This window comes from Clostridium sp. Marseille-Q7071, from assembly GCF_965112025.1.
This window is the reverse complement of sequence record NZ_CBCOPR010000001.1, coordinates 1,470,191-1,495,894: the sequence shown is the minus strand read 5'-3', so window position 1 is coordinate 1,495,894 and position 25,704 is coordinate 1,470,191. Positions and strand designations below refer to the sequence as shown.

Genomic DNA, 25,704 nt, shown 5'->3' with positions numbered 1-25,704 from the left:
CTCACTAATCATCAGAATTTTTTTTATTCTTTATCTTATTAAGAATTTCTTCAAAGCTTTTTTCTACTTTCATTATTTTCTTTTTATTAGGAAAATCTCTAGGTACAATTACTACTCCCATTCTACTACCACTTTCAATTCTATTTTTAGTAAATTCCATGATTTCCCCTGTTCTTCTCTTAATCTTAATCCATAGTGTAGAAGGTATCTGTTCCATAAATTGAAATATATCTTCATCATTTATCATTTTTATATCATTTATTTCCAATATCATATCTCCAGATTTTAATCCCATCTCACTTCCTAATGAACTGGGTGCTACATCTAATATCATTATTCCTTCATCATTACTAACATAAATAGGCTTACCTTTAAGTTCTTTTTTTCTATCAAATACAGCAATTGCTTCATGAGCAAAGGGCATAAATAATAATAGTGCTATTTGAAATACTAATCCAAAATTCCCCAAAGGAGATAATATTATTAATACTAATCCAAAAATTGAAATTAATGTACCTGAGAATAAAGTTTTTTCCTTTTTACTTCTAGTAAAGGTAGAAGAATTGTATCCTACTACTGCATATATAGGTAATGCACCTAATACTACAGTTTCAAAAAGTAGCTTGTTCACATTATGATTTAATATAGGCCACCAATTAGGTGTTGCTACTTGACTTCCACCATTAGAGGCAGCAGTTCCCATTACCATTAAAAGTATTAATGGTAATGCCCAATATCTTTTAAAAGCAAAGCCTCCAACAATAGTATTTTTTCTATTTCCAAACACTGGAATAGATCCTCTTTTACCATCTAATATAACTAATATGCCCTCTACAAAATGCATAACTCCAACTAAAGCAATTAAATTTACTATATTTACATTAAAAATATTTAACTTAGGCATATCTAGCATTTTAGATAGCAAGGCAAAGATTAATGAGAAAATTCCTAGTACTGCTCCTGAATAAGATAAACATATAAATCTAGGGTTAAATATCATTAAAATCATAGAAACCATGAATATAATATAGACATTAGAATTTATATCAAAAGTAACTCCTAAATATACTATTAATATACTTGCTATAACCCCTCCAAAAATGCCCATAACAATTTGTGATACAGTAAGCTCAAAAGCAGAAGTACTGTTTTTCCCCATTATCATATACTCAATTCTTGCTGTTTTCTTATTTTGAATATAAAATATAAAGCTTAGTGCAACTAAAACCAAAGCATGACTTGGATTAACTATAGCATAGGATACTTGATTTAGCGTGTATTTTAATAACTCCATTCTTATAAGTCCCCCCCTTATTAGTTATAAATACTTTTTAAAATTGATATTAGGCATATAAAAGAAAATAACCAATTAAAAATGAGTCATATATTTTGTATCAAACAAAGAGATATTTTTTCATGATAATTACACTACCATGAAATTTTCATTATTTAGTATGATAAAAATAGACATTCATACTGACTAGCTTTTTTAAAAATGCCTTAGTTATATCAGTTGTAATCTTATTAGTTTCTCCTATTAGGAATCGAGAATGAAAAATTTAAATTCATTTCTTTATTTTTTAAATTGAATATTTTAATCGTTAATATAATTTAGAATATATCCAATATATATAAATTTAGTATCTGCCTACAAAAGGCAGATACTAATATTGTAACTCTTAATAAAATCACCATTTTGAAATTTGTAATGAACAATTACTTAATTTTTTCTTTAGCAATTTCTAATGCTTTCATAAATTGTGGATCATTGCTTCTGTCATAAGGTCTTTCCCTTAATTCATCTGGATATTTTACTTCCACATCAGGTTTAATTCCTACTCCATGAATATTTTTTCCATTAGGTGTGAAATATTTAGAAATGGTAACCTTTAGCGCTGTGCCATCACCAAATCCATCTCTTTCTCTATAGAAAGTAGTTTGAACTACACCTTTTCCAAAACTTTTCTCTCCAACTAAAGTAGCATATCCATAGTCTTGAAGTGCACCTATAAATATTTCTGAAGCACTTGCTGTACCACCATCAATAAGTACTGTTATAGGTAATCCTATATGATTTCCACCTACAGAATTATAGTCTTTTCTATTACCATTCTTATCTTCTGTGTAAACTATATTTTTACCCTGCGGAACAAATTGAGAAGTCATTTCTACTGTCTGATCTAAAAGTCCTCCTGGATTTTCTCTTAAATCAACAATAAGACTCTTCATATCATTTTTTGTCAGGTCTGCTAATGCATCAGAAAAGTTTTTAGAAGTGTGTTCATCAAACATTGATACTTGAATATATCCTATATTATCTTCAAGCACTTCATGTCTTACTGTTACCAATTGAATTTCTTGACGTACTATATCGAAATCAATCTTACCTTTTTCTTCTCGAGAAATTGTAAGTTTAACTTCTTCTCCTTCTTTTCCCTTCATCATAGAAGTTGCTTTTTCTAAATCTTTTCCTGTAACTACAGTATCATTGACAACTTCAATAATATCTCCTGGTAATATACCTGCTTGTTTTGCAGGAGAATTCTCAAAAGTAGTAATTACAACTATTTTATTTTCTTTAACACCTATTTGAATACCAAGCCCTACATAACTACCTCCTGTTTGGGTAGCAAAATCCTTAAATTCCTTTTCATTCATAAAAGTAGTATATGGATCTTTTACTGCCTCCGCCATTCCTTTAGCAGCACCTTCTACAAGTGCCTTATCATCAACTTCACCTATATAATATTTATCTATCTTATCCTTAACCGTATATAGCTTCTCAAAGACCAATATATTCTCAAAGGTTTTTCTGCTTACTAATACCTTTCCATTTGGTAGATTAAAAGATATAACGTTTGTTAATACTGCTGTTATAATATTTGTTATAATTAAAAGGATAACGGTGTATGTAATATACTTCCTTTTAGTCTTTTTCTCTTTCTTCTGCCACTCAAAATTAAAATCTTTATTTTCACTACTCATTTAACTCACCTCTCAATTTAATACATATATATTATTTATGTAAATACCTAATAATTATAACATTTTTCAATAAAAATTTAATCTCTTAATCATTTTCTCATAAGAACATATGTTTTGCAATGGATTTTTTTAATCATATGAAAGAAAATAATCAGTTAAAAATGATAAATATTTTTCATGCTAACAATGCCTGCATATCAACATATATAGATGCACTGCCTTAGAAATTAATATATAGCTCAACATACCCACAATTTTAAATATTTTAATTCACAGCTTTAATCAATGAAAGATTGAAAATGAACAATTATGTTAAAGACTAGTTTGATTAAAACTAATTTTTTAATAGTAATACAATTGCTACTCCTTTATAAGAAATATCTACATTACTTCAAAAAGAATCAATTCTAAATTTCTCAGTTTTACTAAAAAATATACTCAGTTGTGAATTTAATAGTTCTAATTACATAATACGACGCAAAATATTCAATCATACTAACTAATTATTTTTTGAAGATGCTTTCAATCAATAATTTTTTATAGATTAAAACAAGGCATGACATTATATTCTACCTTATAACGCCATGCCTGAAATTCTTCTATTAAACCTTTAAGAACTTTCTCATTGATATTATACTTGCAAGTGAACCAATTACCATTCCTCCAAGTAAAAATTGCCAAATTGTTACTTTTAATATATAACTTCTTGCTACTAGATTAAAACCTAATAGCATATCTGCAGCCTTTGTTTGTGCAAATCCATATAATCCATATAGTATTATAACAGAAATTAGAGCACCTAATATTCCTAAAAGTATACCTTCTATTATAAATGGCCATCTAATAAACCAATCTGTAGCACCTACATATTTCATTATTCCAATTTCTCGTTTTCTTGAAAAAACTGTTATTTTTATAGTATTTCCTATTAAGAATAATGAAACTAAAACAAATACTAAAGCAGTAATTCCGCCTATCATAGTTGCGGAGTCAGTAAGCTTAGTCACTTGATCAATAAGCTGTCTAGCATCTTTAATTTTTTCTATTCCTGGAGCATCTTTAATCTTTGCTAAAACATCATCCACTGCCTTAGGGTTATCAACTCTAACTATGTAAGAACTTGGTAAAGGATTTTTCTTATTAAATCCTGCTACTAACGCACCACTATCATCTTGTAATTGTTCTTTCATCTTCTCTAATGCTTGTTCCTTAGTCTCTAATTTAACTTCTAAGACACCATCTACTCCTTCTATTGTTTTCTTTAGTTTATCCTTATCTTCATTTTTTATATCATCTTTTAAAAAAACTCTTGCTTCAACTTTTGAACCTAATTGATTTACTGCCTTATTAACATTTACTAAAGTTAGTGAAACCACTCCTAATATAAATAATGTAGCTGCAACAGTAGCCGCTGAAGCAATACTTAAAGTTTTATTTCTTTTTATACTTTTAAAAGCATCCTTTACAAAGTATTTAATAGAATCAAATCTCATATCCGTATTTACCCCTTTCTTCATCTCTTGCTATGGTTCCCTTCTCTATGGCAATAACTCTTTTCTTCATAGTATCAACTATATCTTTAGCATGTGTAGCCATAACTACTGTAGTTCCTGCTCTATTGATATCACTAATAATATCCATAATCTCTAGTGAAGTTTCTGGGTCAAGATTTCCTGTAGGCTCGTCCGCAATTAAAAGAGCTGGACTGTTTACTATAGCTCTAGCTATAGAAATTCTCTGTTGCTCTCCACCTGAAAGCTCATGAGGGAAAGACTTATGTTTCTTAGAAAGTCCAACCATTGATAGAACCATAGGAACTTTTTTATGTATTTCTCTTTCACTTGCACCAATAACTCTTAGTGCAAAAGCAACATTCTCATATACATTAAGAGTTGGTATTAATCTAAAATCTTGGAATACCACTCCAATTTTTCTTCTATAATAAGGAATCTGTCTATGACTTAATTTAGTTAAATCTGTGCCAGTGACAGTTACACTTCCTGCAGTAGGATCCACTTCTTTTAATAACATTTTAATAAAGGTAGATTTCCCTGCACCACTTGGACCAACTAAAAAAACAAACTCTCCTTTATTTATTTCTATATTCAAATTTGATAATGCAAGCACATTATTGTTATATACCTTAGTTACATTCTTAAATTCTATCATTCTTTTTCCTCACTCTCTTTGTAGCATTACTATTCCTTTCTCATGTACTAATTAAGTTAGAAATATTATAACATATTTTTTCCTCATAATATTAATAATAACAAAAAACTTGAAAAAAATATCGAAAAAAATAAAAAAACTAACGGAAACATCGTAATAATATTCCATTAATTTGCAATAATTATATATAACCATATATTTTAAAAATTTAACTCTATGATATCATAATTAGAAGCAAATAAGAATAAGCAATTTATGGAATAACCTGTATATATTTGTATATTACATCTAAAATATAATCATTTAAATGATATAAACTATATTTTTCTCATAAATTTTATGATTTTTTCTTTATATGAAAAGTACTATTTTACTTGCTTTATTAATATTTTACCTTAAATGTCATTTCTTCATTAGTTTTAAACTCATATTAAAAACTTTTTAAAAAGAAAAAACTGATGACGTTTCATTTTCGTCAACAGTTTTAATTAATTAAATTATTATAATCATTTCTATATTAATATTTATTTTACTGTATTAGCCTATGGCTACATACCATAATATTATATCTATTATCAATGAATAAGATAGCATAAAGAAACATATTGATATTATTGCACCTATTAAATTAAAAAATTTATAATAATTTCTCCATTGATTTTGATAATTTAAAGGCTCCATATGTTGTGGTTTCATAAATGCCACAGCCCCTATAAATAAACCAAGACAAGACATCCAAATACCTATGTGCACTGTACTTCTAAGTAAAGTATAAATATTTATAGGTAAATCTTTTACTAAACAATATATAGCCCCTGAAACCAATCCTAATATTAATGGAATTAAATATATTTTAAGTGAAATCTTAAAACTTGTAAAAATATCTTCAAATACTAATTGAGTCTTTGAACTTTGCTTTGTTTCGTATTTCATCATTTATCTCTCCCTTATTAAATTCACAATGCACATTTCACAATTGTAGAAATTTCTCAACAAAAGCTGATAAATTTAGAATTAATTTTCACTGCATTGTCAATTGTCCATTATTTTAAGTTGTGCATTGTGTTAAATTATATATTAAAATGCTATAAAAAATAGTTATATTAAACTATACATCAACTTTTTAAGTATTGTATTTATATAGGGTCCACAATGGAAATTTAACTTATACATAATTTTAATTTCCCTAACAAAATTTTTCTTCAGAAATTAAAAATTAAGAATGAAAAATACGAATTATGGTTAAAACTCCATGTCAACGTCTTTGGAGTTTTTCTAGAATAGATTTCATTTTAAGACATTCACTAAAAGTGAATGTCTTCCTAAATTCGTATTTCTAAATATTAATTCTTAACTTCTAAGAGATTAAGCTATTTTTATAGAAAATTTGTTTTCCAAAGTATATTCTAAGTTTTTATATTGGATACCTATATATCAATATAAACATAATTTTTGATTATTCATTATTATAACATCTCTCCCCTAAAAAATCATTATTTTCTGTAAAATCTAACTACAAAAGCTTAAGATACATTCCTCTTAAAAATATAAAAAAGTATATAAACTAATTCCTAAGTTTATATACTTTTTTATATTTTTTTATATTTTATTTTATATTCTATATTTATATCCATATTTCTATTTCCTTTACCCTTCAATAGATTCTGCTAAGCCTTTAGCTGAAACAAACCCACCAAAAAGAATTACTTGAAAAATTACTTTTACTATATTCATCATTTTTCTCATAATAATTTCCTCCTAATTTAAAAGCTTTACTATTTGATTCCTTCAAATTCTTCTGCTAAATCTTTGCCATTAACTAGTCCCCCAATAACTATTATTCCTAAAACTGTCTTTACTGTATCTATTAATTTCTTCATATAATCATCTCCTTAAAATTTATTTGTTAACTTATATCTGTTAACCTTATGATTAAATTATAGTGTATTAATTAACATGAAGCCATTTAACTAGCTTACAAAGCTGCATATTAATCTTACATTACTGTAATTCTCAATAATAATTCTTCCTTTGATTAATCTAGTATATTAATATCTAAAGGTCTGATATTACTAATAAATTTAAATTTTCCATTAATTCCTATTAAGCATTAGCTATAATAGCATCTATATAATATTAAGACATTATATATAAACCTCAATTCTACAAAAAATAAATAAAGAGTATATAAACTAATTAAAAATTTTATATACTCTTACATTTTTATATAAAAACTTGTCTTATATTTTGTTTTACAATTCATACTTTTTATCCTTTTCACCAATACTTTATTTATCAATTGATTTGGCTAACTCTTTTCCTGAAACAAATCCACCAATTATAAATGTTTCTAAAATTATTTTTATTATATTTATTAGTCTTTTCATAATTTTTCCTCCACATCTAAATTGTATTTTTAATCATTTTAATTTTTCTTATGATCTCTTACTATTACCTCTAAAACTGTTTTTACTGTGTTTAAGATCTTTTTCATTTACATCACTTCTCCTAAAATTTATTTATTATTTTTTTGCTCCAATCCTATGATTTAATTATAATTTTTTGATACTAATATAGCCATTTAACTATCTTACAAATTGACCTACTAATCTTACATTACTGTAATTTCAAAAAAATAAATAACAATAATGGATTATTTATTCATTTGGCTCTCAAAAGTCAGATGACATTAATATAAGAAAGTAATTTAACTCCAGTATCTGGCCCTTATTTTTTGCACAAAAAAACTTCACAAATATTACTTTGTGAAGCTTTCTATAATTTCTATTTTAATTCTAATCCTTTTTTAGCTGATTTAACAATATCTGCTGCTGTTAGACCATAAGCTTTTAGTAAATCTGCTGGTTTACCACTTTCACCAAATGTGTCTTTAACCCCAACTCTAATTACTGGAACTGGATGATTTGAAGTTACAACTTCACATACTGCTGAACCTAATCCACCAATCACATTATGCTCTTCTGCTGTTATTATTAACCCAGTTTCTCTAGCAGCACTAGTTATAGCTTCCTCATCAATAGGTTTAATTGTATGTATGTTTATAACTTTTGCTTTTATCCCTTCTTCACTTAAAGTATTTGCAGCTTCAAGAGCAGCATCCACCATTATTCCTGTAGCAATAATAGCAACATCTTTTCCTTCTCTCAATGTAACAGCTTTTCCTATTTCAAATTTATAATCAGCATTTGTATTTACTGTAGGAACCGCACTTCTTCCAAGTCTTACATAGCATGGTCCTTGATATTTTGTAACTGCTTCAATAGCCGCTTCTGTTTCAATAGCATCACTTGGGCTTATAACTACCATGTTTGGTACACTTCTCATTAATGCTATATCTTCTATAGCTTGATGAGATGCACCATCTTCTCCTACTGTTAATCCTGCATGAGTTGCACATACTTTAACATTTAACTTTGGATAGCATATTGAATTTCTTATTTGCTCAAATCCTCTTCCTGCTGCAAACATTGCAAAAGTACTTACGAAAGGAATTTTACCACAACTTGCAAGTCCTGCTGCTACTGACATCATATTTGCTTCAGCTATTCCCATATTTAAAAATCTTTCAGGGCAAACTTTCTTAAAATCAGCTGTTTTTGTAGATTTTGATAGATCAGCATCTAAAACTACTATATTTTCATTTTCTTGACCTATTCTTGCAAGTGCTTTTCCGTATGCTTCTCTTGTTGCTATTTTAGTCATTATGCTTCCCCTCCTATTTCTTTTAATGCTAAATCGCATTGTTCTTTATTAGGGGCAGATCCATGCCATCCCGCTTGATTTTCCATAAATGATACGCCTTTACCTTTAATTGTTTTACATACTACTACTGTAGGCTTATTTGTTATTTTTTTAGCTTCCTCTATGGAGTTTTTAATAGCCACTAAATCATGTCCATCCTCTAATACTATGACATTCCAGCCAAAAGCAGCAAACTTATCTGCTATTGGATTTGGGTTCATAACTTCAGATATATCTCCATCTATTTGAAGTCCATTATAATCAACAAAGGCTGTTAAGTTTCCTAACTTATAGTGTGCAGCACTCATAGCCGCTTCCCACACTTGACCCTCTTGAAGTTCTCCATCGCCTAAAAGAGTATATACTCTATATTCACTATTATCTAGTTTCCCAGCTAAAGCCATACCTACTGCTGTAGAAATACCTTGCCCTAATGAACCTGTTGACATATCAACGCCTGGAACATAGTTCATATTTGGATGTCCTTGAAGTATTGAACCTATTTTTCTTAATTTCATAAGCTCAGATCTTTCAAAAAATCCTTTTTCAACTAATGTACTATATAAAACTGGTGCTGCATGTCCTTTTGAAAGTACAAATCTATCTCTCTTTGGATTTTTAGGATTGCTTGGGTCTACATTCATCTCATTAAAATATAATGTAGTTAAAATTTCAACTGCTGATAATGAGCCACCTGGATGTCCTGAAGCTGACTCAGTTAACATTATAACTATGTCTTTTCTTATCTCTTTAGCAATGTCTTTTAATTGGTCTAGTGTTCTTTCCATGCCTCTACCTCCTAGATTATCTTCTATAAACTATTATAACAATTTTATACTTTTTAACAACACTTTACTTTAAACAATTCACAATTCACAACTTTAATTAACGGAGAATTGAAAATGGACAATTGACGATTGTGGTTGAAATTAATTTTACAAATTAATTTCTTTAATTAGATTTTTTAATAGAAGTGACTGCGTCACTTTAAAAATAAATCAATTGTGGATATTTCTCAGCTTTTGCTGAAAAATATCCACAATTGTGAATTTAATAGTCCTAATTATAATACTAAAAAACATTAACTATTTTCACATATATATTGAATTTAGAACTGCTACATCTATATATATTATAAGTATTATTATCTATTTTAAAATACATATCATATATTACCTAAAATATATTTTTATTATTCAATAAAATAGTTAATAAAGGAGTTGTGATTTTCACAACTCCTATATATTAGTTATTTTTATTTTTATGCTTTAAATCTAAACTAAGCATTAAAGATGTATCAACTTTTTCCATATCATCTTTTGTCATATGACCTATTTTTTCTTTAAGTCTTCTTTTATCTAATGTTCTTATTTGTTCTAGCAAAACTACCGAGTCTTTATTTAATCCATACTCCTCAGAAGAAATTTCTACATGAGTTGGAAGTTTCGCCTTATTTATCTGAGAAGTAATAGCTGCAACAATTACTGTAGGGCTATATCTATTTCCAATATCATTTTGAATAATAATTACCGGCCTTACCCCACCTTGTTCCGATCCAACAACTGGACTTAAATCAGCGTAAAATATATCTCCTCTTTTCACAACAGTTGTCATTAGGCAATTCACTCTCCTAAAGCCTAGATTCATATTCTATGAAGTCACAAACATCTTGTTCTAAACCAAATTCTGCTATTTCTAAATTTAGTTCAGCCATAGATAAATAACCTTGCTTCATAGTCTCTATAAAATCGATAGAGTTTTCCTCTTCTATATATAGTATTATGGCTTCGTCAATAAATTCACTATTTTTTTTATAATCTGCATTTAAACTTTTACCAATTTTTCCCAAAAGTGTTTTGGAGAGGTTCACACTTAATTTCTTTGAATCTGACATGGAAATTCAATACCTCCTATATAACTAATAACAACCATTATGTACAGTTTTAATTATAATTCAACAGCTGTCAAGATGTCAAAGAAATTATGGGCTTTTTTCTACTTTCTACAACATTTTTTTACTTTTTCTGATAGCCTAAAAATTATACATAATTCCTAACTTTGATTACTTTACCACCTTTTATGTAAACTCTTGGTACTCTCTTGTTTATAGCACAAACAATTTCGTAATTTATCGTACCTAGAAGTTCTGCTACATTATCAGCAGTAAATTTATTATTATGGTCGTCTTCACCTATTAGTATAACCTCATCTCCAAGTTCTACACCTGCAATGTTTGTTACATCTATCATACATTGGTCCATACATATAGTACCAACTACTGGTGCAAATTTCCCATTAACAATAACCTTTGCTTTTCCGAAAAGTAATCTTGTATAACCATCAGCATATCCTACAGGAAGGGTAGCAATAACACTTTCTCTTTCCGTTTTAAATCTTCTACCATAACTTATATGTTCTCCTGGTGGTAAAGTTTTTATATGAATAATATTCGATTTTAATGACATTACTGGTTTTAACTTTATTTTCTGTTTTACTACTTCATTTGATGGATAATATCCATATAGTATAATTCCTGGTCTTACCGACTCAAAGTGAGTTTCCGGTAAATCAATGATTGCTGCACTATTTCCAATATGTCTATTATTAATCTTTATATTTAAATTTTTAAGTTTATTGTAAAAGTCGTTAAAACGTTCCACCTGTAATTTAGTATACTCCTTGTCCCCTTCATCAGCTGATGAAAAATGTGAAAATAAACCCTCTATTTCTATGTTAGATAATTGACTAATTTTATAAATTTCATCAACACTTTTGTCATTTGGTAAGAACCCTATACGTCCCATACCTGTGTCCACTGCAATATGAATCTTAGCTATTTTATTTTTCTTACGAGCCATATTAGATAGCTCCTTGGCAAATTCATAGTTAATTACGGTCTGTTCAATATCATATCTTAATAAATTATCTATTAAATTAGGAGGTGTGAAACCAAGTACCATAATTGGTGCTTCAATTCCTGCTCTTCTTAATTCTACTGCTTCACTTATTACTGCAACTGCTAATCCATTAGCTCCATTTTGTAAAAGCACTGGTGCTATATCCACTGCTCCATGGCCATACCCATCTGCTTTTACTACCGCTACAATATTTTTGCTTTTAGCAATTTTCTTTATCTCTCTCATATTATAAGCTAGTTTATCTAAATCTACTTCTGCCCATACTGGTCTTAAATGTCTAAACAAATTTTCCACCTCACAGTTAATTTAACTATCTTAATTTTCTATAATATCTCTAATTTGCCCTTTTGTAACTACATTCCTTCAAATTCATAATCTTCAATTTTTTCTAACTCTACAAAATTTTCATAAGTACACTTTACTTTTTCCTTCCCCTTAATATCTAGGATATGGAATTCTTTTGGCAAACCGTTCTTTAAATTGATATACATTACCCCTTTATGAATATTTTTATTTATTCCTGGAAGTAATAAATCAATAGCTAAACACTGTGTATTATCCACTTGCTCAATAGAATAATTTATCTCTTCATTTGTATATAAAAGGCCTATAAATTCCCCTATAAAACAATACTTTAATACTTCATCAAAATCACTTGAAAGAGCATATTCTCTATTATTATGTTTATCCTTAACAACTAATTGATCGCCGTTAAAAGTAAATACCCTTTCATCCTCTAATTCTAATATATATGCTGAATTCTTCATATAAGCTTGTTTACCCTTATAAGTTAAATTTTGCTTTGAATTATTCACTTCAATTATTACATCACTTTTATACGCTTTTATATTTTTCAAATATTCAGTTATTTGTACTTCTTCTGTAACAGAGCTTTTCAGCCCCCTTATCACGAAGAATACTATAGTTAAGATTATTAAACTGCCTATAGCTAGTAGTGAATTTCTTAATGGTTTATTCATAATACATTCCCCCATATAAAGTAATACACTACTATATCTATTATTATTTTTTTAATACTATAACCAATTATTAAAGCTTATCAAATTAAATTATTTATAACTTATCCATAAGCTTTTTAATACTATAAGGTAAGTACTCTATTAAATGAGTAGCATTGACGCAGAACATTTCTTCTGACAACAAATCTCCACAATACCCATGTATATATGCACCTAAATAAGTAGCTTTTAAAGGCTCATACCCCTGAGCTATAAAGGATGATATTACTCCTGTTAAAGCATCTCCCATACCACCTGATGCCATAGCACTATTTCCTGTAGTATTTATATAAACCACGGTTCCATCAGTAATTATAGTATTATATCCTTTTAGAAGTAAAATAATATTATGTATTTTAGCAAATTCTTTAGCTATTTTAACTTTATTTTCTTTAATTTCTTCTATTGTTAAACCTGTAAGTCTTGCCATTTCTCTTAAATGAGGAGTTAATATTATCTCATTATTCTTATACTCTAAAAGTTCTAGTTGTCCTTGCAATACATTTAATCCATCAGCATCGATAACTATAGGACACTCACTTTTAGTTAAAATTTCTTTTAATATATTAAAGGTAAGTCTACTATTTCCCATTCCAGGACCAAAAGCTATTACATTACTTTTTTCAACAATATTATTAATCTTATCTGTCTCTTCAAAATTTACTGTCATTGCCTCACAAAGCTTTATAGACATAATATCTTGAAGCTCTTTATGAGTACATAGTGTGACTAATCCAGCACCACTTCTAACTGCTGCTTGAGTGGTTATGTAGGCTGCACCACTATATCCTTTAGAACCTGATATTATAAGTACTCTTCCGTAATCACCTTTGTGTCCATCTATTTTTCTTTTCTTCAGTGAGCTTATAATAAACTCCTCTGTTAACTTGATTTCTTTAAAATAAATATTATGTAGATTTGTAAAGATTGTGTTCTTGAAGTTCTGAAGACTATTCCCCATTAAGCCTCACCTCCAATATAGCATAAGCTATTGCATTATCCTCACCATGAGAAATGCTCAATTGCAAATTATACTCTCCCATTTCCTTCGCAATTAAATCAGCATTTCCACTTAAAGTTACTATAGGTTTTCCAAGAGCAGTATTCTCAACTATTATATCCTTAAAATTAAAACTTCTAAAACCTGTGCCTAAAGCCTTCGATACAGCTTCCTTTGCAGCAAATCGTCCAGCTATATATTCTGGTCTTAAGTTTCTACTTTTTAAATGCTTTAACTCAGAATCAGTAAAAATTTTTTCTAAAAATCCGCTTGTTCTATTCATAGCAGTTTCTATTCTTCGAATTTCAACTATATCCACCCCAATACCTACTATCACTGCCTCACCTCCTTATAAATTTAATTAAGTGAAAATTAGTCTCTTTTCAAAATAATTAAAATATTTTAGTCATCTAAAATAATTAGCTAAAAGTTCTAAGAATATCGTATATAATACAACAGAACCTTGATCATATAGTAAAACATCCGCTAATTATTTTCTGATGTCTTAAAGGAGTTATTTACATCCTTTTAATTGATAACTCTACTTTATCAATTATTTAAGATTTTTAATTTAATACATATTAAAATTATACTATTCTTATAATTTACACCCTTTTATCTATATTACCATGAATTTGAAAATTGCAACAGACTACTAGAATTAATTCTATTAAAATAAATTGTTATTATATAAGTTTATCTCATTATTTCCTTGAATTTTTATATTTACAAAAAATAAGGGAGAAATTCTCCCTTATTTAATATAAGAGACGATTCCTCTCTTATAACGCTACTATTTTTTTAAAATCTTCTATTTCCCTAATAAGTAATTCTTCATCAAAATCATTAACACATTGATCAACATATTCCCCGATAACGTCTATTAGATGTATAGGAGATACTAGGTGTTGGTACAACATTTTCATCAAACTTCCTACTTTTTCTTTCTGAGGACTTATATACTTTACAAAATCTTTGCACTGGGATACTTTTTTTCCTTTTACTACATCTTCTCTTTCTACCTCTATACCATACGCTTGTACAATCTGAGTTTTTCCGTTAACATCTACACTATAACTACTTTCTAATAATTTATAGACATAGTTGTACTCTACATTTTTTTCAATTTCTACAGCTTGCGCTAAAGTTTCAACTACAACCACTTAGACGACCCCCTCAACCTAACTCTCTCTACATGAATAAATTGTATCACTAGAGGTTAAAAAATTATGTCATTTACTGTAACGCTCATTTATATTTTATCCCTTTAAAATGACAGATTTGTATTTCTATTGATATTTATTAAATCTATGCTATAATGTTAGCAGTTAAATTATTCCTTTTTCATATGTTTTTATGTCGAAAAACTAAAATTTTGTTGAAACTTTTTTGTTTAAAGTTTTTTACCTTTTTGTAAAATTATTACTTTACCTTTTTGGAGATTTTGCTTTTGCACATGATTTTTACCTTTATATGCATATACCACTTAATACAACTTTTCCTCTTTAAACTCAAATATTAAAACTTTCCCTTTGTATGTGTTAGTCATATTATCTAAGCTAACTATAATTTTTATTACGCCTTTGAATTGATTATTTTATAATATGTTTTATAAAACTCAGTTGCTTCCTAAACTTTTTGTATTATATTCTCTTTACTCTATATATTATAATTAATTAAATTCAATTTTTTGTAATAGCTATGAAATATCAATATAAATATTCTTTAGATTAAAAGTTTCTAAAAATATTTTTTATATTTGTTTTTTTATATTTTCATAACTATTTTTTACTTGCTGTAAATTTTCTTCACTAAGCTCTTGTGTAGAAAACTTTGCTTTGTTATATATATTAGTCGTATCATCTAAACCATCTACGTTATCTATCTTTACTTTTGTTACATTTTTAAGTTGAGTAGCAGTCATATAAGTTTTATATATATCTGCCTTTTTTGTAATTTCTTCAAAGTTTTTATAGTTATAAAGAATTTCTTCTCGTATATCCCCTTTTTTTCTAAGTATCTTTTTTATAAATTTAGAAATGTAACTTGGTTTCTTTTCTTGACTTTTCTCATTTATACTCTCGATACATTCCACATAATTTTCATTAACTTTAACATTTATTCTAATTTTGCAAATTATTTTATATAAGAAATAAAGTACTATAATCAAAAGTACAATTTTAATCCATATAGGGTATTTTAATACGCTTTCTTCATATATAAATTCTCTTACTTCACTTTTATTTCCTAACCTATCTAACATCTCTTCTAAATGCTGATTTTTCATCATAATTTTTTTAAGGCTATCTACTATAAATTGCATAGGCTTTTCAAAAATTTTTACTATTAGTGTTAAGATTAGGTCAGCAGCAAAAGATATTACTCCAAAAATCCATATTATAATCTTATTAAAAGCACTGAATATGTATTCTTGACATAGTGCAATTATTCCTAATATAATTCCCAAATTTACATATATAGAAGATTTATTTCTTATATTATACATATATCTTAAGCTTTCCCTAAAAGTAATAATCATAAGTATTAGATAAAACATATACGCTCTAAAAAGATATATTATCAAATCTGACCGGAACATTATTCCAATAATCCCTATAGGAACTATTAAATATAATCCATTAGTTAAAGTTCTTTTGCACTGATAATAATTTATGGTATCATTTTCTAAGGTTAAATTAAAAATCATAGTTGCAACTACAAATATTAAATTTACAATTATCAACGAATCTTTTAATATAAAATGTAAAATTAATATTGAAATTATTAAAGGAATTGCCACCGATAAATATTTATTAACTCTTTTGTAAATCAAATATTGCATTAAAAACACAGAAATAAAAGTTATAATAATTAATGAATATTTTATGTTATTTTGAAATATTATTTTTTCTATAAAAGCCCACATAATAAAGAAAAATATTGTTAATGTTGTAGTATATAGAGTTTTTACTTGTCTATACCAGTTCATTATTGATTCACTCCTTTAAAAGAAAGCTTTTCTATACCTTCAATAGGGCTTATAGAATTATCATCTGAAATATCTATCATCTTAACATTAAATCCATTATTTTTAATTTTAGATAATATTACTCTACTTTCATTATCTAAATAAGGGGTAACTACTACATAGGTGCAGTTTCTTTCAAATCTTCGTAAATTACTTTGAAGGTATTCATTAAACTCTGTTTTGATCGTATAATCTACCCTGGCGCAAATTTCCATAATTTTTTTAAAGCTATTAATTTCAGGTGATACTTCACTAGGAAAATTATCCGAATAAGATATCATTCTTCCATTTGTCCATACTCCTGTAGGTATTCCTTCTTTTATGGCTTTATATGCTAAGGCGCCTATAATTCTAACTCCATTTTCAATAACATCTCTTTTTATATAAGACCAATGGTCTTTATGACATTGAATATTTAATATTAATATAAGTTGTCTTTCAGATGTGTAATCATAGTCTTTTACCATAAGCTTGTTCATTTTTAAACTAGACTTCCAATGTATATCTTTCATTCTATCCTCTACATTGTAATCTCTAATACCTTTTATATATAAAGGATCCTTGTGAATCCATCTTTTAACTGTATTGTCTCCATTAAAATTAGTTGTATCAAAAACATATTTTTTTATAGGTATAAGCTTTGGATATACTAACACCTCTATAAAATCTTGTACTTCCTTAGTATCCACAGAAAATCCAAAAATATCGCCTATAGTGATATTCATATCTTTTATTAAATAAGTACCACGATTCACCCCTATTAAAGTATAGGTTCTTCTTCTTCTTTCAAACCATTTAATGCTATATTTACTTATATGCCATAAACTATTTCCATCTTTAAAGTCTAGTTTCTCACCACTATAGGTTATTCCATAAGGAATTTTTTCAGAAATGGCTAAAAAAGAAATAGGAAGATATTTATTATTTTCTATAACTGTGGTAATTTTAAAGCTTTCACCTTCTATAACTCTATTGTTTTCAACTATACGAAATACTTTAAGGTTATCAAACCCCTTAGTTCTTGTTTTATATCCTATGTAAACTAAAAGTATTGATAATGAAAATAAGAATATATATACCATAATATCGCCTCTATAATTTCTCTAAAGGTGCTTCTATAGTATTTAATATGTCATTTATTAATTTTTCAGCTTTATTATCATCTATATTTATTTCGCTTCTTAAAATTATTCTATGACTCATAATAGATGGCGCTAAAATTTTAACATCCTCAGGTATTACATAATCTCGACCATTAATTGCTGCATAGGCCTGACAACCTTTCATTAAATTTAATGTTGCTCTTGGACTACACCCTAATTCAATACCTTTATGCTTTCTTGTCGCAATTACTATATTTAATATGTATTCTTTAATTTCTTCGCTAACATGTACCTTACTATAATTGTTTTGAACATATTCTATTTCTTCCATAGTAATAACCGAGTGCAAATCATTTAATGGATCAGATTCCATAAATCTATTCATCATATTTTTCTCTTCATCATAATTAGGATATCCCATAGAAAGTTTCATGAAAAATCTATCTAATTGTGCTTCTGGTAGTGGAAATGTACCAAATTGTTCTACAGGATTTTGAGTTGCTATAACAAAAAATGGTTTGTTTAGTTTAATTGTATGTCCTTCTACAGTAATTTGTCTTTCTTCCATACATTCAAGTAATGCTGATTGAGTTCTAGGAGTTGCTCTATTTATTTCATCTGCCAACACTATTTGACTTAAAAGTGGTCCTTGTCTAAATTCAAATTCATAATCTTTTTGATTATAAAAATAAATTCCTGTTAAATCTGATGGTAATAAATCTGGTGTAAATTGAATTCTTTTAAAGCTGCAATTCATAGTTTTAGCTAAACTTTTAGCAAGTTTAGTTTTTCCTAGTCCAGGAACATCTTCTAATAAAACATGTCCAGAAGTTATGAATGCTGTTACAATTTTATCTATATTGCCCTCTTTACCTATAATTACTTTTCCTATGTTATCTCTGATTTTTTCTCTAAATTGCTGAAATCTTAGAACCTCCAATGTTATTCCCTCCTAAACTTTGCTTTAAAAAACATTAAAATTTATCTTTGTATATAAAAAGTTAATAAATATTTAATTATATATTTACTATTATACCTTGTCTTTTTCTGATTTAATAGTATTTTCCAACAATTAAAAGAATTGGTTTATTAAATTGCTTAATTATTATTTGCTATACATTCTTAAACATATCATTGATTCTTAATAGTACCTTAAAATATAAAAACTAGAATTGTAAATCTTGAGCTTTAACAAAAATTTCCCATCAATTCTCACAAAATAAAGCTGGACATTAATGTCCAGCTTTATTTAATACTAATAGTCTTGCTATATTTTCTAAAGTTTTTTCTAAATTTTCCTTTCCATGTTCTAAAGCTTTTTCAAGAGTTGTTACTTCTTGAAGTATACTAAATATTGATATTACTCCCTCATGATAAATAGGTTCAATATCATTACCTATTCTCCCTGCAACAACTATAGCTGGGACATTATATTTTTTAGCTATTTTACTTACACCTACAGGAGTTTTTCCAAAAATAGTTTGATCATCCACACTTCCTTCACCAGTAATGACGTAATTTGAATTTTTTATTTTTTCTTCTAGTCCTGTATGATGAATTACAAGATCAATTCCACTTCTTAACTCACCATTTAAAAAAGCAAGTAATCCTCCTCCTAATCCTCCTGCAGCACCAGCACCAGGAGTAGTTGATATATCTACTCCCAACTGTTCTTTTATTTTCTTTGCATAATGCTCCAATGATCTATCTAAAATTTCAACCATTTCCTTTGTGGCACCTTTTTGAGGGCCAAATACCTGGGATGCACCTTTGGAACCTATAAGAGGATTTTTTACATCACAAGCTATTTCTACAGTTAAATCTTTAATTCTAGAATCAATATTAGAAATATCTATCTTATGAAGTTTATAAAGTTCTCCTCCTCCTACATCTAATTCCCTTCCATTATCATCTAAAAGTTTTGCTCCCAATGCTGTGATCATTCCTGCACCACCATCGTTAGTTGCACTGCCACCAATTCCAATAATTAAATGATTAACTCCTTTATCTAATGCTGCTTTAATAAGTTGCCCTGTACCATAGGTAGTTGTAATTAGAGGATTTCTTTTTTCCTTAGTCACAAGCATAATACCACTAGCACTTGCCATCTCAATAATTGCTGTATTGCTATTTCCTAATATACCAAACTGAGCCGTAATTTTTTCCATTAGTGGTGACATCACTTCTACATCATAAATTTCACCATTTGTAGCTTCTATTAATGCTTCTAATGTACCTTCTCCTCCATCTGCCATAGGTACCTTTATACACTCTACATCATTTATAACTTTTTTAATACCTCTTTCCATAGCATCGCAGGCTTCCTTTGAGCTCATACTTTCTTTAAAGGAATCTGGAGCTAAAACAAATTTTAAAGTCATAAAACATCCTCCAAATTCTATAATATTCCATAAATAATTGTAGAAACAATAGTCATTATAAGTCCTATAATACTTTCATATGCAATTAAAGTAAATCTTTCATTGGTATCCATAAATACACTTCCTGCAGTTGCATGAAAAAAACTCCCATGCGGAAGATGGTCTAATACTGTAGCTCCACTATGAATCATAGCCGCGCTATTTAGTGGTTTAATTCCTAAGTTAATTAAAGTAGACCCAAACACAGAAGATGCCACTGTTGCTCCTGAAGTAGTTGATGCTGTAGCACCAGACATTAATATTCCTGCTATAGGCGCTAATAAAAAAGCTGGCAGTCCTAGTGTATCTACTATACCTATTATGGAGTCTTTTAGCTGCGAATTAGCTATTATTCCCGCTAACGCCCCTGTTCCTATAAGAAGTATTGCAACAGAACTCATCTTTTCTAATCCCCTAGCTGCATAAAGTTTTAATTGCTTTGTTTTACCCATAACTATCGTTCCTAATATTGCTCCAAATGGTAACGCTATGAGTGGGTCAATGGATATATTCATTATAGGTCTTAACGCAAGTAAAAATATTGATATTAATGGACCTATGATAGCTGAAAAGAAACTAGGCATACTACCATCTCTATCTTTTCCTTCTGAAGATGCTATTTTACTTCCTTTGTTTATTAGTATTCTCGCTAATATACAAGTTACAATAAATCCAGCTATTGCAGGAATTATCCCTGAAGTTATAACTGATGTCAAAGGTACTCCTAAATTTTGTGATACTGAGATAGTATTGGGATTTGGTGATATTATATTTCCTGCTTTTCCTCCACCTATCATAGCAAGTAATATAGATGGTTTTGAAAAACCACTTCTAGCACCAATGGATAGTGCAATTGGTGCTACAGTTATAACTGCAACATCAATAAAAACTCCCACAGCAGTTAATACTAAGGTTGCAATAGATAATGCTATAAGGGCATTTTTATCTCCTATAGTCTGTACTATGGTTTCTGATATTTTAACAGCTGCTCCCGATTCTATAAGTACTCCTGCTAAAACTCCTGCGGATATAATTCTAAGTACTGCTGGCATTATATTTTTTGCTCCATCAATCATAAGATTAGTAGTTCCTTCTAGGCCTCCTCCTCCTAATAAGCCACCTATTATAGCTCCTAACATTAAACTATAGGCAGGATGAAGCTTTTTAAATATAAGAAATATTGAAATCGTTAATGCAATTAATGCACCTATGGTTGAAATTGTTATTTCCATAAATATATCTGATTTTTAAATATTAAATTAATTTTAAAAACTATAGAGATTAATAAAATTCTCTCAAAAACCAGATTCTTCACTTCCTTTCTAAAATAATATTTTAGCATTTTGCTATAGGACATTGTCAATCTGTATATTTTTCTTAATAATTAATAGTATTTAAAAAATACTTAAATACTATTAATTATTAACAAATAGTTATATAATATAATTAAATATTCTCAATTTATTTATAATATTTACTAACAACAATTTTCTTAAATATATAGCACAAGTAGTAATCGTTTAAATACATGTATATTTATAATAGTGTAATAAATGTAAGGAGAGATATGTTTATGAAAGCCTTAGAAGTAAAAAATGATATTTATTGGGTTGGAGCATTAGATCCTGATCTTAGAATTTTTGACGTAGTTATGTACACTCCTTTCGGTACAACATACAACTCTTATGTTGTTAAAGGCAGTGAAAAGACAGCTGTATTTGATACAGTTAAAATTAAATTTTTCGATGAGTACCTTGAAAGATTAAAATCTTTAAATGTAGATGTAGAAAAACTAGATTATATAGTTATAAGTCATACTGAGCCTGACCATGCTGGAAGTGTTGCTAAACTATTAGAAATAGCGAAAAATGCCAAAGTTGTAGGAAGTCCTGCTGCTTTAAACTTTTTAAAAAACATAGCTCATAGAAATTTTGATTCAATTACTGTGGGAGATGGTGCCTCTTTGAATCTTGGAAATAAAACTTTAAAATTTATTTCCGCTCCATTCTTACATTGGCCAGATACCATATATACTTATGTAGAAGAAGATAAATTATTAATAACCTGTGACTCTTTTGGCTGTCATTATTGTAATCCAGAAGTTTTTAATGATCTAAATAAAAATAATAATGACTATCTTGAAGCTTTAAAATATTATTTCGATGTAATTATGGGACCTTTTAAAAGCCATGTATTATCTGCTATTGGTAAAATTAAAGATCTAAAAATAGATATGATTTGTCCTGGACATGGGCCTATACTTAGAGATGACCCATTAAAAATAGTCGACCTTTATAAAATATGGAGTGAAGAAATTAAAGCTGGGAATGACAAGCTTGATGTAACTATTTGCTATGTTTCTGCTTATGGATACACAGAAAGTTTAGCTATAGAAATTAAGAAGGCAATTGAAGCTTCTGGAAGTTTTAATGTCCACATTTTTGATGTAATTCATCATGATATCAATGAAATATTAGATAAAATAAATATTTCTCAAGGAGTATTATTTGGTACCCCAACTATAAATGGAGATGCACTAAAACCAATTTGGGATGTATTAGTTTCATTAAATCCTCTAGTTCATGGCGGAAAAATAGCTTCTGCATTCGGTTCATATGGATGGAGTGGAGAAGGTGTTCCTAATGTCATGGAGAGAATTAAACAATTAAGACTAAATACCTTACCGCCACTTAGGGCATCTTTTAAACCTACTGATGAAGATTTAACTAAAGCTTATAGTTTTGGTGAAAGTTTTGCAGCAAGAATTCAAGAAAATATAAAAAAAGGTGTTAAGAATAGTAGACCTACTAGCAAAAAACGTTGGAAATGCGTAATTTGTGGAGAAATTTTCGAAGGAGATACTGCACCAGAAATTTGTCCTGTATGTGGAGCTAATTCTGAACAATTTGTTGAAGTTACTGAAGAGTTAATCACTTTTAAATCAGAAAGCAATGATAAATATGTAGTAGTTGGAAATGGTATTGCAGGATACTACGCTGCTGAAGCTATAAGAAAAAGAAATGTGATTTGTGATATCGAAATAATTTCTTCTGAACCATATCTAACCTATTATAGACCTGCTCTTTCAGATGGAATTGTAGATGTACTTGATGATAAAGATTTTTATATTTCTCCATATGAATGGTATTCAGAAAATAATATAAAATTAACATTAAATACTAAAGTAGAAAAAATTAATCCTAATGAAAAAACTGTATTAACTAGTGATAATGCTATTATAAAATATGATAAGTTAATTATAGCTAATGGTAGTAAAAACTTTATTCCTCCTGTTAAAGGCGCCGATACATCTAATGTATTCACATTAAGAGGATTAGATGACCTTAATACTATTAAGAATAAATTAACTAGTTCCAACAAAATTGTTGTAATAGGTGGAGGATTATTAGGACTTGAAGCAGCTTGGGAATTTAAACGAGATAATAAAGAAGTAACAGTGGTAGAATTTGCAAAACATCTGCTAACAAAGCAACTAGATACTCAAGGTAGTATTATATTAGAGGAAGCAGTAATTAACTCTGGAGTTAATGTGGTTTTAGGTGCTGCTGCTGAAGTAATAGAAGATAGAAATAATAAAAAGATTGTGAAGTTAAATAATGGTGAAGAAATTGAAGCAGATATGGTTCTATTCTCTGTAGGTATTGTACCTAATAAAACTATTGCAGAAGGTACAGAGATCAAATTAAATAGAGGAATAATAGTTAATGAAAAAATGGAAACATCTATTAAGGATATTTATGCTTGTGGAGATATAGCAGAAATTAACGGAATAGTTTATGGAAACTGGCCTGCTGCTATAGAAATGGGAAAAACTGCTGGAGCTAATGCAGTAGGAGATAATAAAAATTTTGTTGGTTTTCAAAGCCCAATTAGTTTTAATGCTATGAATTTAGAAATTTTCTCTTGTGGAACAATCCCTCAAACTGAAGGTAAAGCTTTAGAACTTAAGGATACAAAAAATAAAACTTATAAAAAATTATTTTTTAAAGATGATATAGTAATTGGTGGAATATTAATGGGAGATACAAGTAAATCTGTTAAACTACTAAATGCTATTGAAAATTACATGGCTCTAAAAGAAATATTGCAAGAAAACATATATTAGGTATATTCAAAAATAACTAGTCAGTATATATATTGACTAGTTATTTTATTTCATACAATTTAAAAAGGCAGCGACAATATCACTGCCTTTTTAAATTACAGTTAACATATAAAAATATCTATTTGTGTAATTATTAAGGGCATTTTACAAAAAACTCTTGTACTTTATTAAATACTTATCATTATTTAATAAAGCTTTAGTACTATTTTCTTCTTTTATCCTATATTTTCATTTTGTTTTTTGTAACTCATAAATTGGAACTCATCTGCAATAACTTCAGATATAAATTTTCTTTGTCCTTCATGATTTTCAAAAACTCTAGTTTGAAGCCTTCCAGTTACACTTATCATACTATTTTTATCTAAGTATTCGCAAACAATTTCAGCTTTTTTACCCCATAATACTATTGGAATAAAATCTACTTGTTTTTCTCCAGACGCAGTTTTATATGGTCTATCCACTGCTAGCATAATTCTAGTGAAAACCTTGCTATTTTCATCCAGAGCTTTTATTTCTGGTTTTTTGGTTATTCTTCCAACTAAAACAATCCTATTCATAATTTCCCTCCAACTTACTTTAATACTAAATGAATTTTCATTAAGTATTTCTCATTTTTCTAAAATTATATCCATATTTTATCTTTATAAACATTATTAATATATTAATTAAAATTAAATTTTCTTATCTATAGTTTAGAAAAATATTTTTTTATTTTTTAGCATTTATTGAATAGTATGATATTGATTATAACTATATATTTTATATAAGGCGTCTTAAGTAAAATAACTAGCTAAAGATAGAAGGGATATTTTGTACAAGATAAGAAAGTATAATATGTTAATAGGTGAAGTTGTGAACAAATTATGCTGGACTAGTATACTAACTAGTTATTTTTTGGAGATACCTAAGCAGTTATTTTAAGAAGTGGATATGTATATGACAACAAATTATATTACTGAACTCTTAATTGTATTACAACTCGTTTTTTGCCAACAAAAAAGCCTTCACTGAGAAGGCTTTTTTATTCGTAACAAATATTTTATCATGTTTTTTAAAGATTTATTAGGTATTATCTTTACAGTTAATTAATTTTTAGAATCCCTATTAAGTATAAAGCTAAATTCACGATTAACGATTTGGGAAGAATTGCTAAATCATCTTATAAGATATTCTA

Annotated in this window: 21 protein-coding genes; 1 reads left to right on the top strand and 20 read right to left on the bottom strand. The window is 28.1% G+C overall.

The features are described 5' to 3' along the window. Nucleotides 1-4 precede the first annotated feature (4 nt). The 19 genes from ACWPW7_RS06995 to ACWPW7_RS06905 form a co-directional block, all read right to left on the bottom strand. Nucleotides 5-1,294: a PDZ domain-containing protein gene (locus ACWPW7_RS06995; protein WP_454052919.1), complete on the bottom strand. Its 1,290-nt coding sequence runs from the start codon at nucleotides 1,292-1,294 to the stop codon at nucleotides 5-7. 422 nt (nucleotides 1,295-1,716) lie between these two features. Beyond that, the gene (locus tag ACWPW7_RS06990; protein ID WP_454052918.1) at nucleotides 1,717-2,985 is read right to left on the bottom strand and encodes a S41 family peptidase; all 1,269 of its coding nucleotides are present in this window, start codon (nucleotides 2,983-2,985) and stop codon (nucleotides 1,717-1,719) included. 602 nt (nucleotides 2,986-3,587) lie between these two features. Continuing rightward, a complete protein-coding gene (gene ftsX, locus ACWPW7_RS06985) occupies nucleotides 3,588-4,502 on the bottom strand; it encodes a permease-like cell division protein FtsX (protein WP_454052917.1) in 915 nt (304 codons plus the stop codon). After that, nucleotides 4,468-5,154: a cell division ATP-binding protein FtsE gene (ftsE, locus tag ACWPW7_RS06980; RefSeq protein ID WP_312575629.1), complete on the bottom strand. Its 687-nt coding sequence runs from the start codon at nucleotides 5,152-5,154 to the stop codon at nucleotides 4,468-4,470. Before ftsE ends, ftsX begins: the two co-directional genes overlap by 35 nt. A 537-nt stretch (nucleotides 5,155-5,691) precedes the next feature. After that, on the bottom strand, nucleotides 5,692-6,087 hold the full coding sequence (locus ACWPW7_RS06975) for a hypothetical protein (protein ID WP_291559702.1): 396 nt from the start codon (nucleotides 6,085-6,087) through the stop codon (nucleotides 5,692-5,694). A gap of 1,851 nt (nucleotides 6,088-7,938) precedes the next feature. Further along, on the bottom strand, nucleotides 7,939-8,880 hold the full coding sequence (locus ACWPW7_RS06970; protein WP_291559711.1) for a transketolase family protein: 942 nt from the start codon (nucleotides 8,878-8,880) through the stop codon (nucleotides 7,939-7,941). After that, nucleotides 8,877-9,704: a transketolase gene (locus ACWPW7_RS06965; RefSeq protein ID WP_312575624.1), complete on the bottom strand. Its 828-nt coding sequence runs from the start codon at nucleotides 9,702-9,704 to the stop codon at nucleotides 8,877-8,879. Before ACWPW7_RS06965 ends, ACWPW7_RS06970 begins: the two co-directional genes overlap by 4 nt. Nucleotides 9,705-10,161: 457 nt before the next feature. Further along, on the bottom strand, nucleotides 10,162-10,530 hold the full coding sequence (locus tag ACWPW7_RS06960) for a type II toxin-antitoxin system PemK/MazF family toxin (protein WP_039636465.1): 369 nt from the start codon (nucleotides 10,528-10,530) through the stop codon (nucleotides 10,162-10,164). Nucleotides 10,531-10,546: 16 nt separating this feature from the next. Next, nucleotides 10,547-10,810 (bottom strand): CopG family transcriptional regulator, encoded by a 264-nt coding sequence (locus ACWPW7_RS06955; RefSeq protein ID WP_291567910.1) that lies wholly within the window; start codon nucleotides 10,808-10,810, stop codon nucleotides 10,547-10,549. A 145-nt stretch (nucleotides 10,811-10,955) separates the two neighbouring features. Beyond that, nucleotides 10,956-12,119 (bottom strand): alanine racemase, encoded by a 1,164-nt coding sequence (gene alr, locus ACWPW7_RS06950; RefSeq protein ID WP_291567909.1) that lies wholly within the window; start codon nucleotides 12,117-12,119, stop codon nucleotides 10,956-10,958. 68 nt (nucleotides 12,120-12,187) lie between these two features. Continuing rightward, entirely contained in the window at nucleotides 12,188-12,814 is a 627-nt protein-coding gene (locus tag ACWPW7_RS06945) for a germination lipoprotein GerS-related protein (protein WP_454052916.1), read from the bottom strand. A gap of 94 nt (nucleotides 12,815-12,908) precedes the next feature. Next, entirely contained in the window at nucleotides 12,909-13,814 is a 906-nt protein-coding gene (locus ACWPW7_RS06940; protein WP_454052915.1) for an NAD(P)H-hydrate dehydratase, read from the bottom strand. Next, nucleotides 13,804-14,190, bottom strand: a complete 387-nt coding sequence (acpS, locus tag ACWPW7_RS06935) for a holo-ACP synthase (protein ID WP_291567904.1) — start codon at nucleotides 14,188-14,190, stop codon at nucleotides 13,804-13,806. Before acpS ends, ACWPW7_RS06940 begins: the two co-directional genes overlap by 11 nt. A 445-nt stretch (nucleotides 14,191-14,635) precedes the next feature. Next, on the bottom strand, nucleotides 14,636-15,016 hold the full coding sequence (locus tag ACWPW7_RS06930; protein ID WP_454052914.1) for a DUF6514 family protein: 381 nt from the start codon (nucleotides 15,014-15,016) through the stop codon (nucleotides 14,636-14,638). Between the two features lie 590 nt (nucleotides 15,017-15,606). Then, nucleotides 15,607-16,842, bottom strand: a complete 1,236-nt coding sequence (locus ACWPW7_RS06925; protein WP_454052913.1) for a hypothetical protein — start codon at nucleotides 16,840-16,842, stop codon at nucleotides 15,607-15,609. After that, nucleotides 16,842-17,963: a DUF58 domain-containing protein gene (locus tag ACWPW7_RS06920; protein ID WP_454052912.1), complete on the bottom strand. Its 1,122-nt coding sequence runs from the start codon at nucleotides 17,961-17,963 to the stop codon at nucleotides 16,842-16,844. Before ACWPW7_RS06920 ends, ACWPW7_RS06925 begins: the two co-directional genes overlap by 1 nt. 10 nt (nucleotides 17,964-17,973) lie before the next feature. Continuing rightward, on the bottom strand, nucleotides 17,974-18,924 hold the full coding sequence (locus ACWPW7_RS06915) for an AAA family ATPase (RefSeq protein WP_291567896.1): 951 nt from the start codon (nucleotides 18,922-18,924) through the stop codon (nucleotides 17,974-17,976). Nucleotides 18,925-19,216: 292 nt separating this feature from the next. Then, nucleotides 19,217-20,365 (bottom strand): glycerate kinase family protein, encoded by a 1,149-nt coding sequence (locus ACWPW7_RS06910; RefSeq protein ID WP_454052911.1) that lies wholly within the window; start codon nucleotides 20,363-20,365, stop codon nucleotides 19,217-19,219. 17 nt (nucleotides 20,366-20,382) lie between these two features. Then, on the bottom strand, nucleotides 20,383-21,636 hold the full coding sequence (locus tag ACWPW7_RS06905) for a GntP family permease (protein ID WP_291567853.1): 1,254 nt from the start codon (nucleotides 21,634-21,636) through the stop codon (nucleotides 20,383-20,385). A 341-nt stretch (nucleotides 21,637-21,977) separates the two neighbouring features. Here ACWPW7_RS06905 and ACWPW7_RS06900 point away from each other — a divergent pair, with 341 nt between their 5' ends. Then, nucleotides 21,978-24,530, top strand: a complete 2,553-nt coding sequence (locus ACWPW7_RS06900; protein ID WP_454052910.1) for an FAD-dependent oxidoreductase — start codon at nucleotides 21,978-21,980, stop codon at nucleotides 24,528-24,530. 215 nt (nucleotides 24,531-24,745) lie between these two features. On the opposite strand, the gene ACWPW7_RS06895 is transcribed toward ACWPW7_RS06900, so the two are convergent. After that, on the bottom strand, nucleotides 24,746-25,087 hold the full coding sequence (locus ACWPW7_RS06895; protein ID WP_291567856.1) for a single-stranded DNA-binding protein: 342 nt from the start codon (nucleotides 25,085-25,087) through the stop codon (nucleotides 24,746-24,748). Between the last annotated feature and the right edge of the window lie 617 nt (nucleotides 25,088-25,704).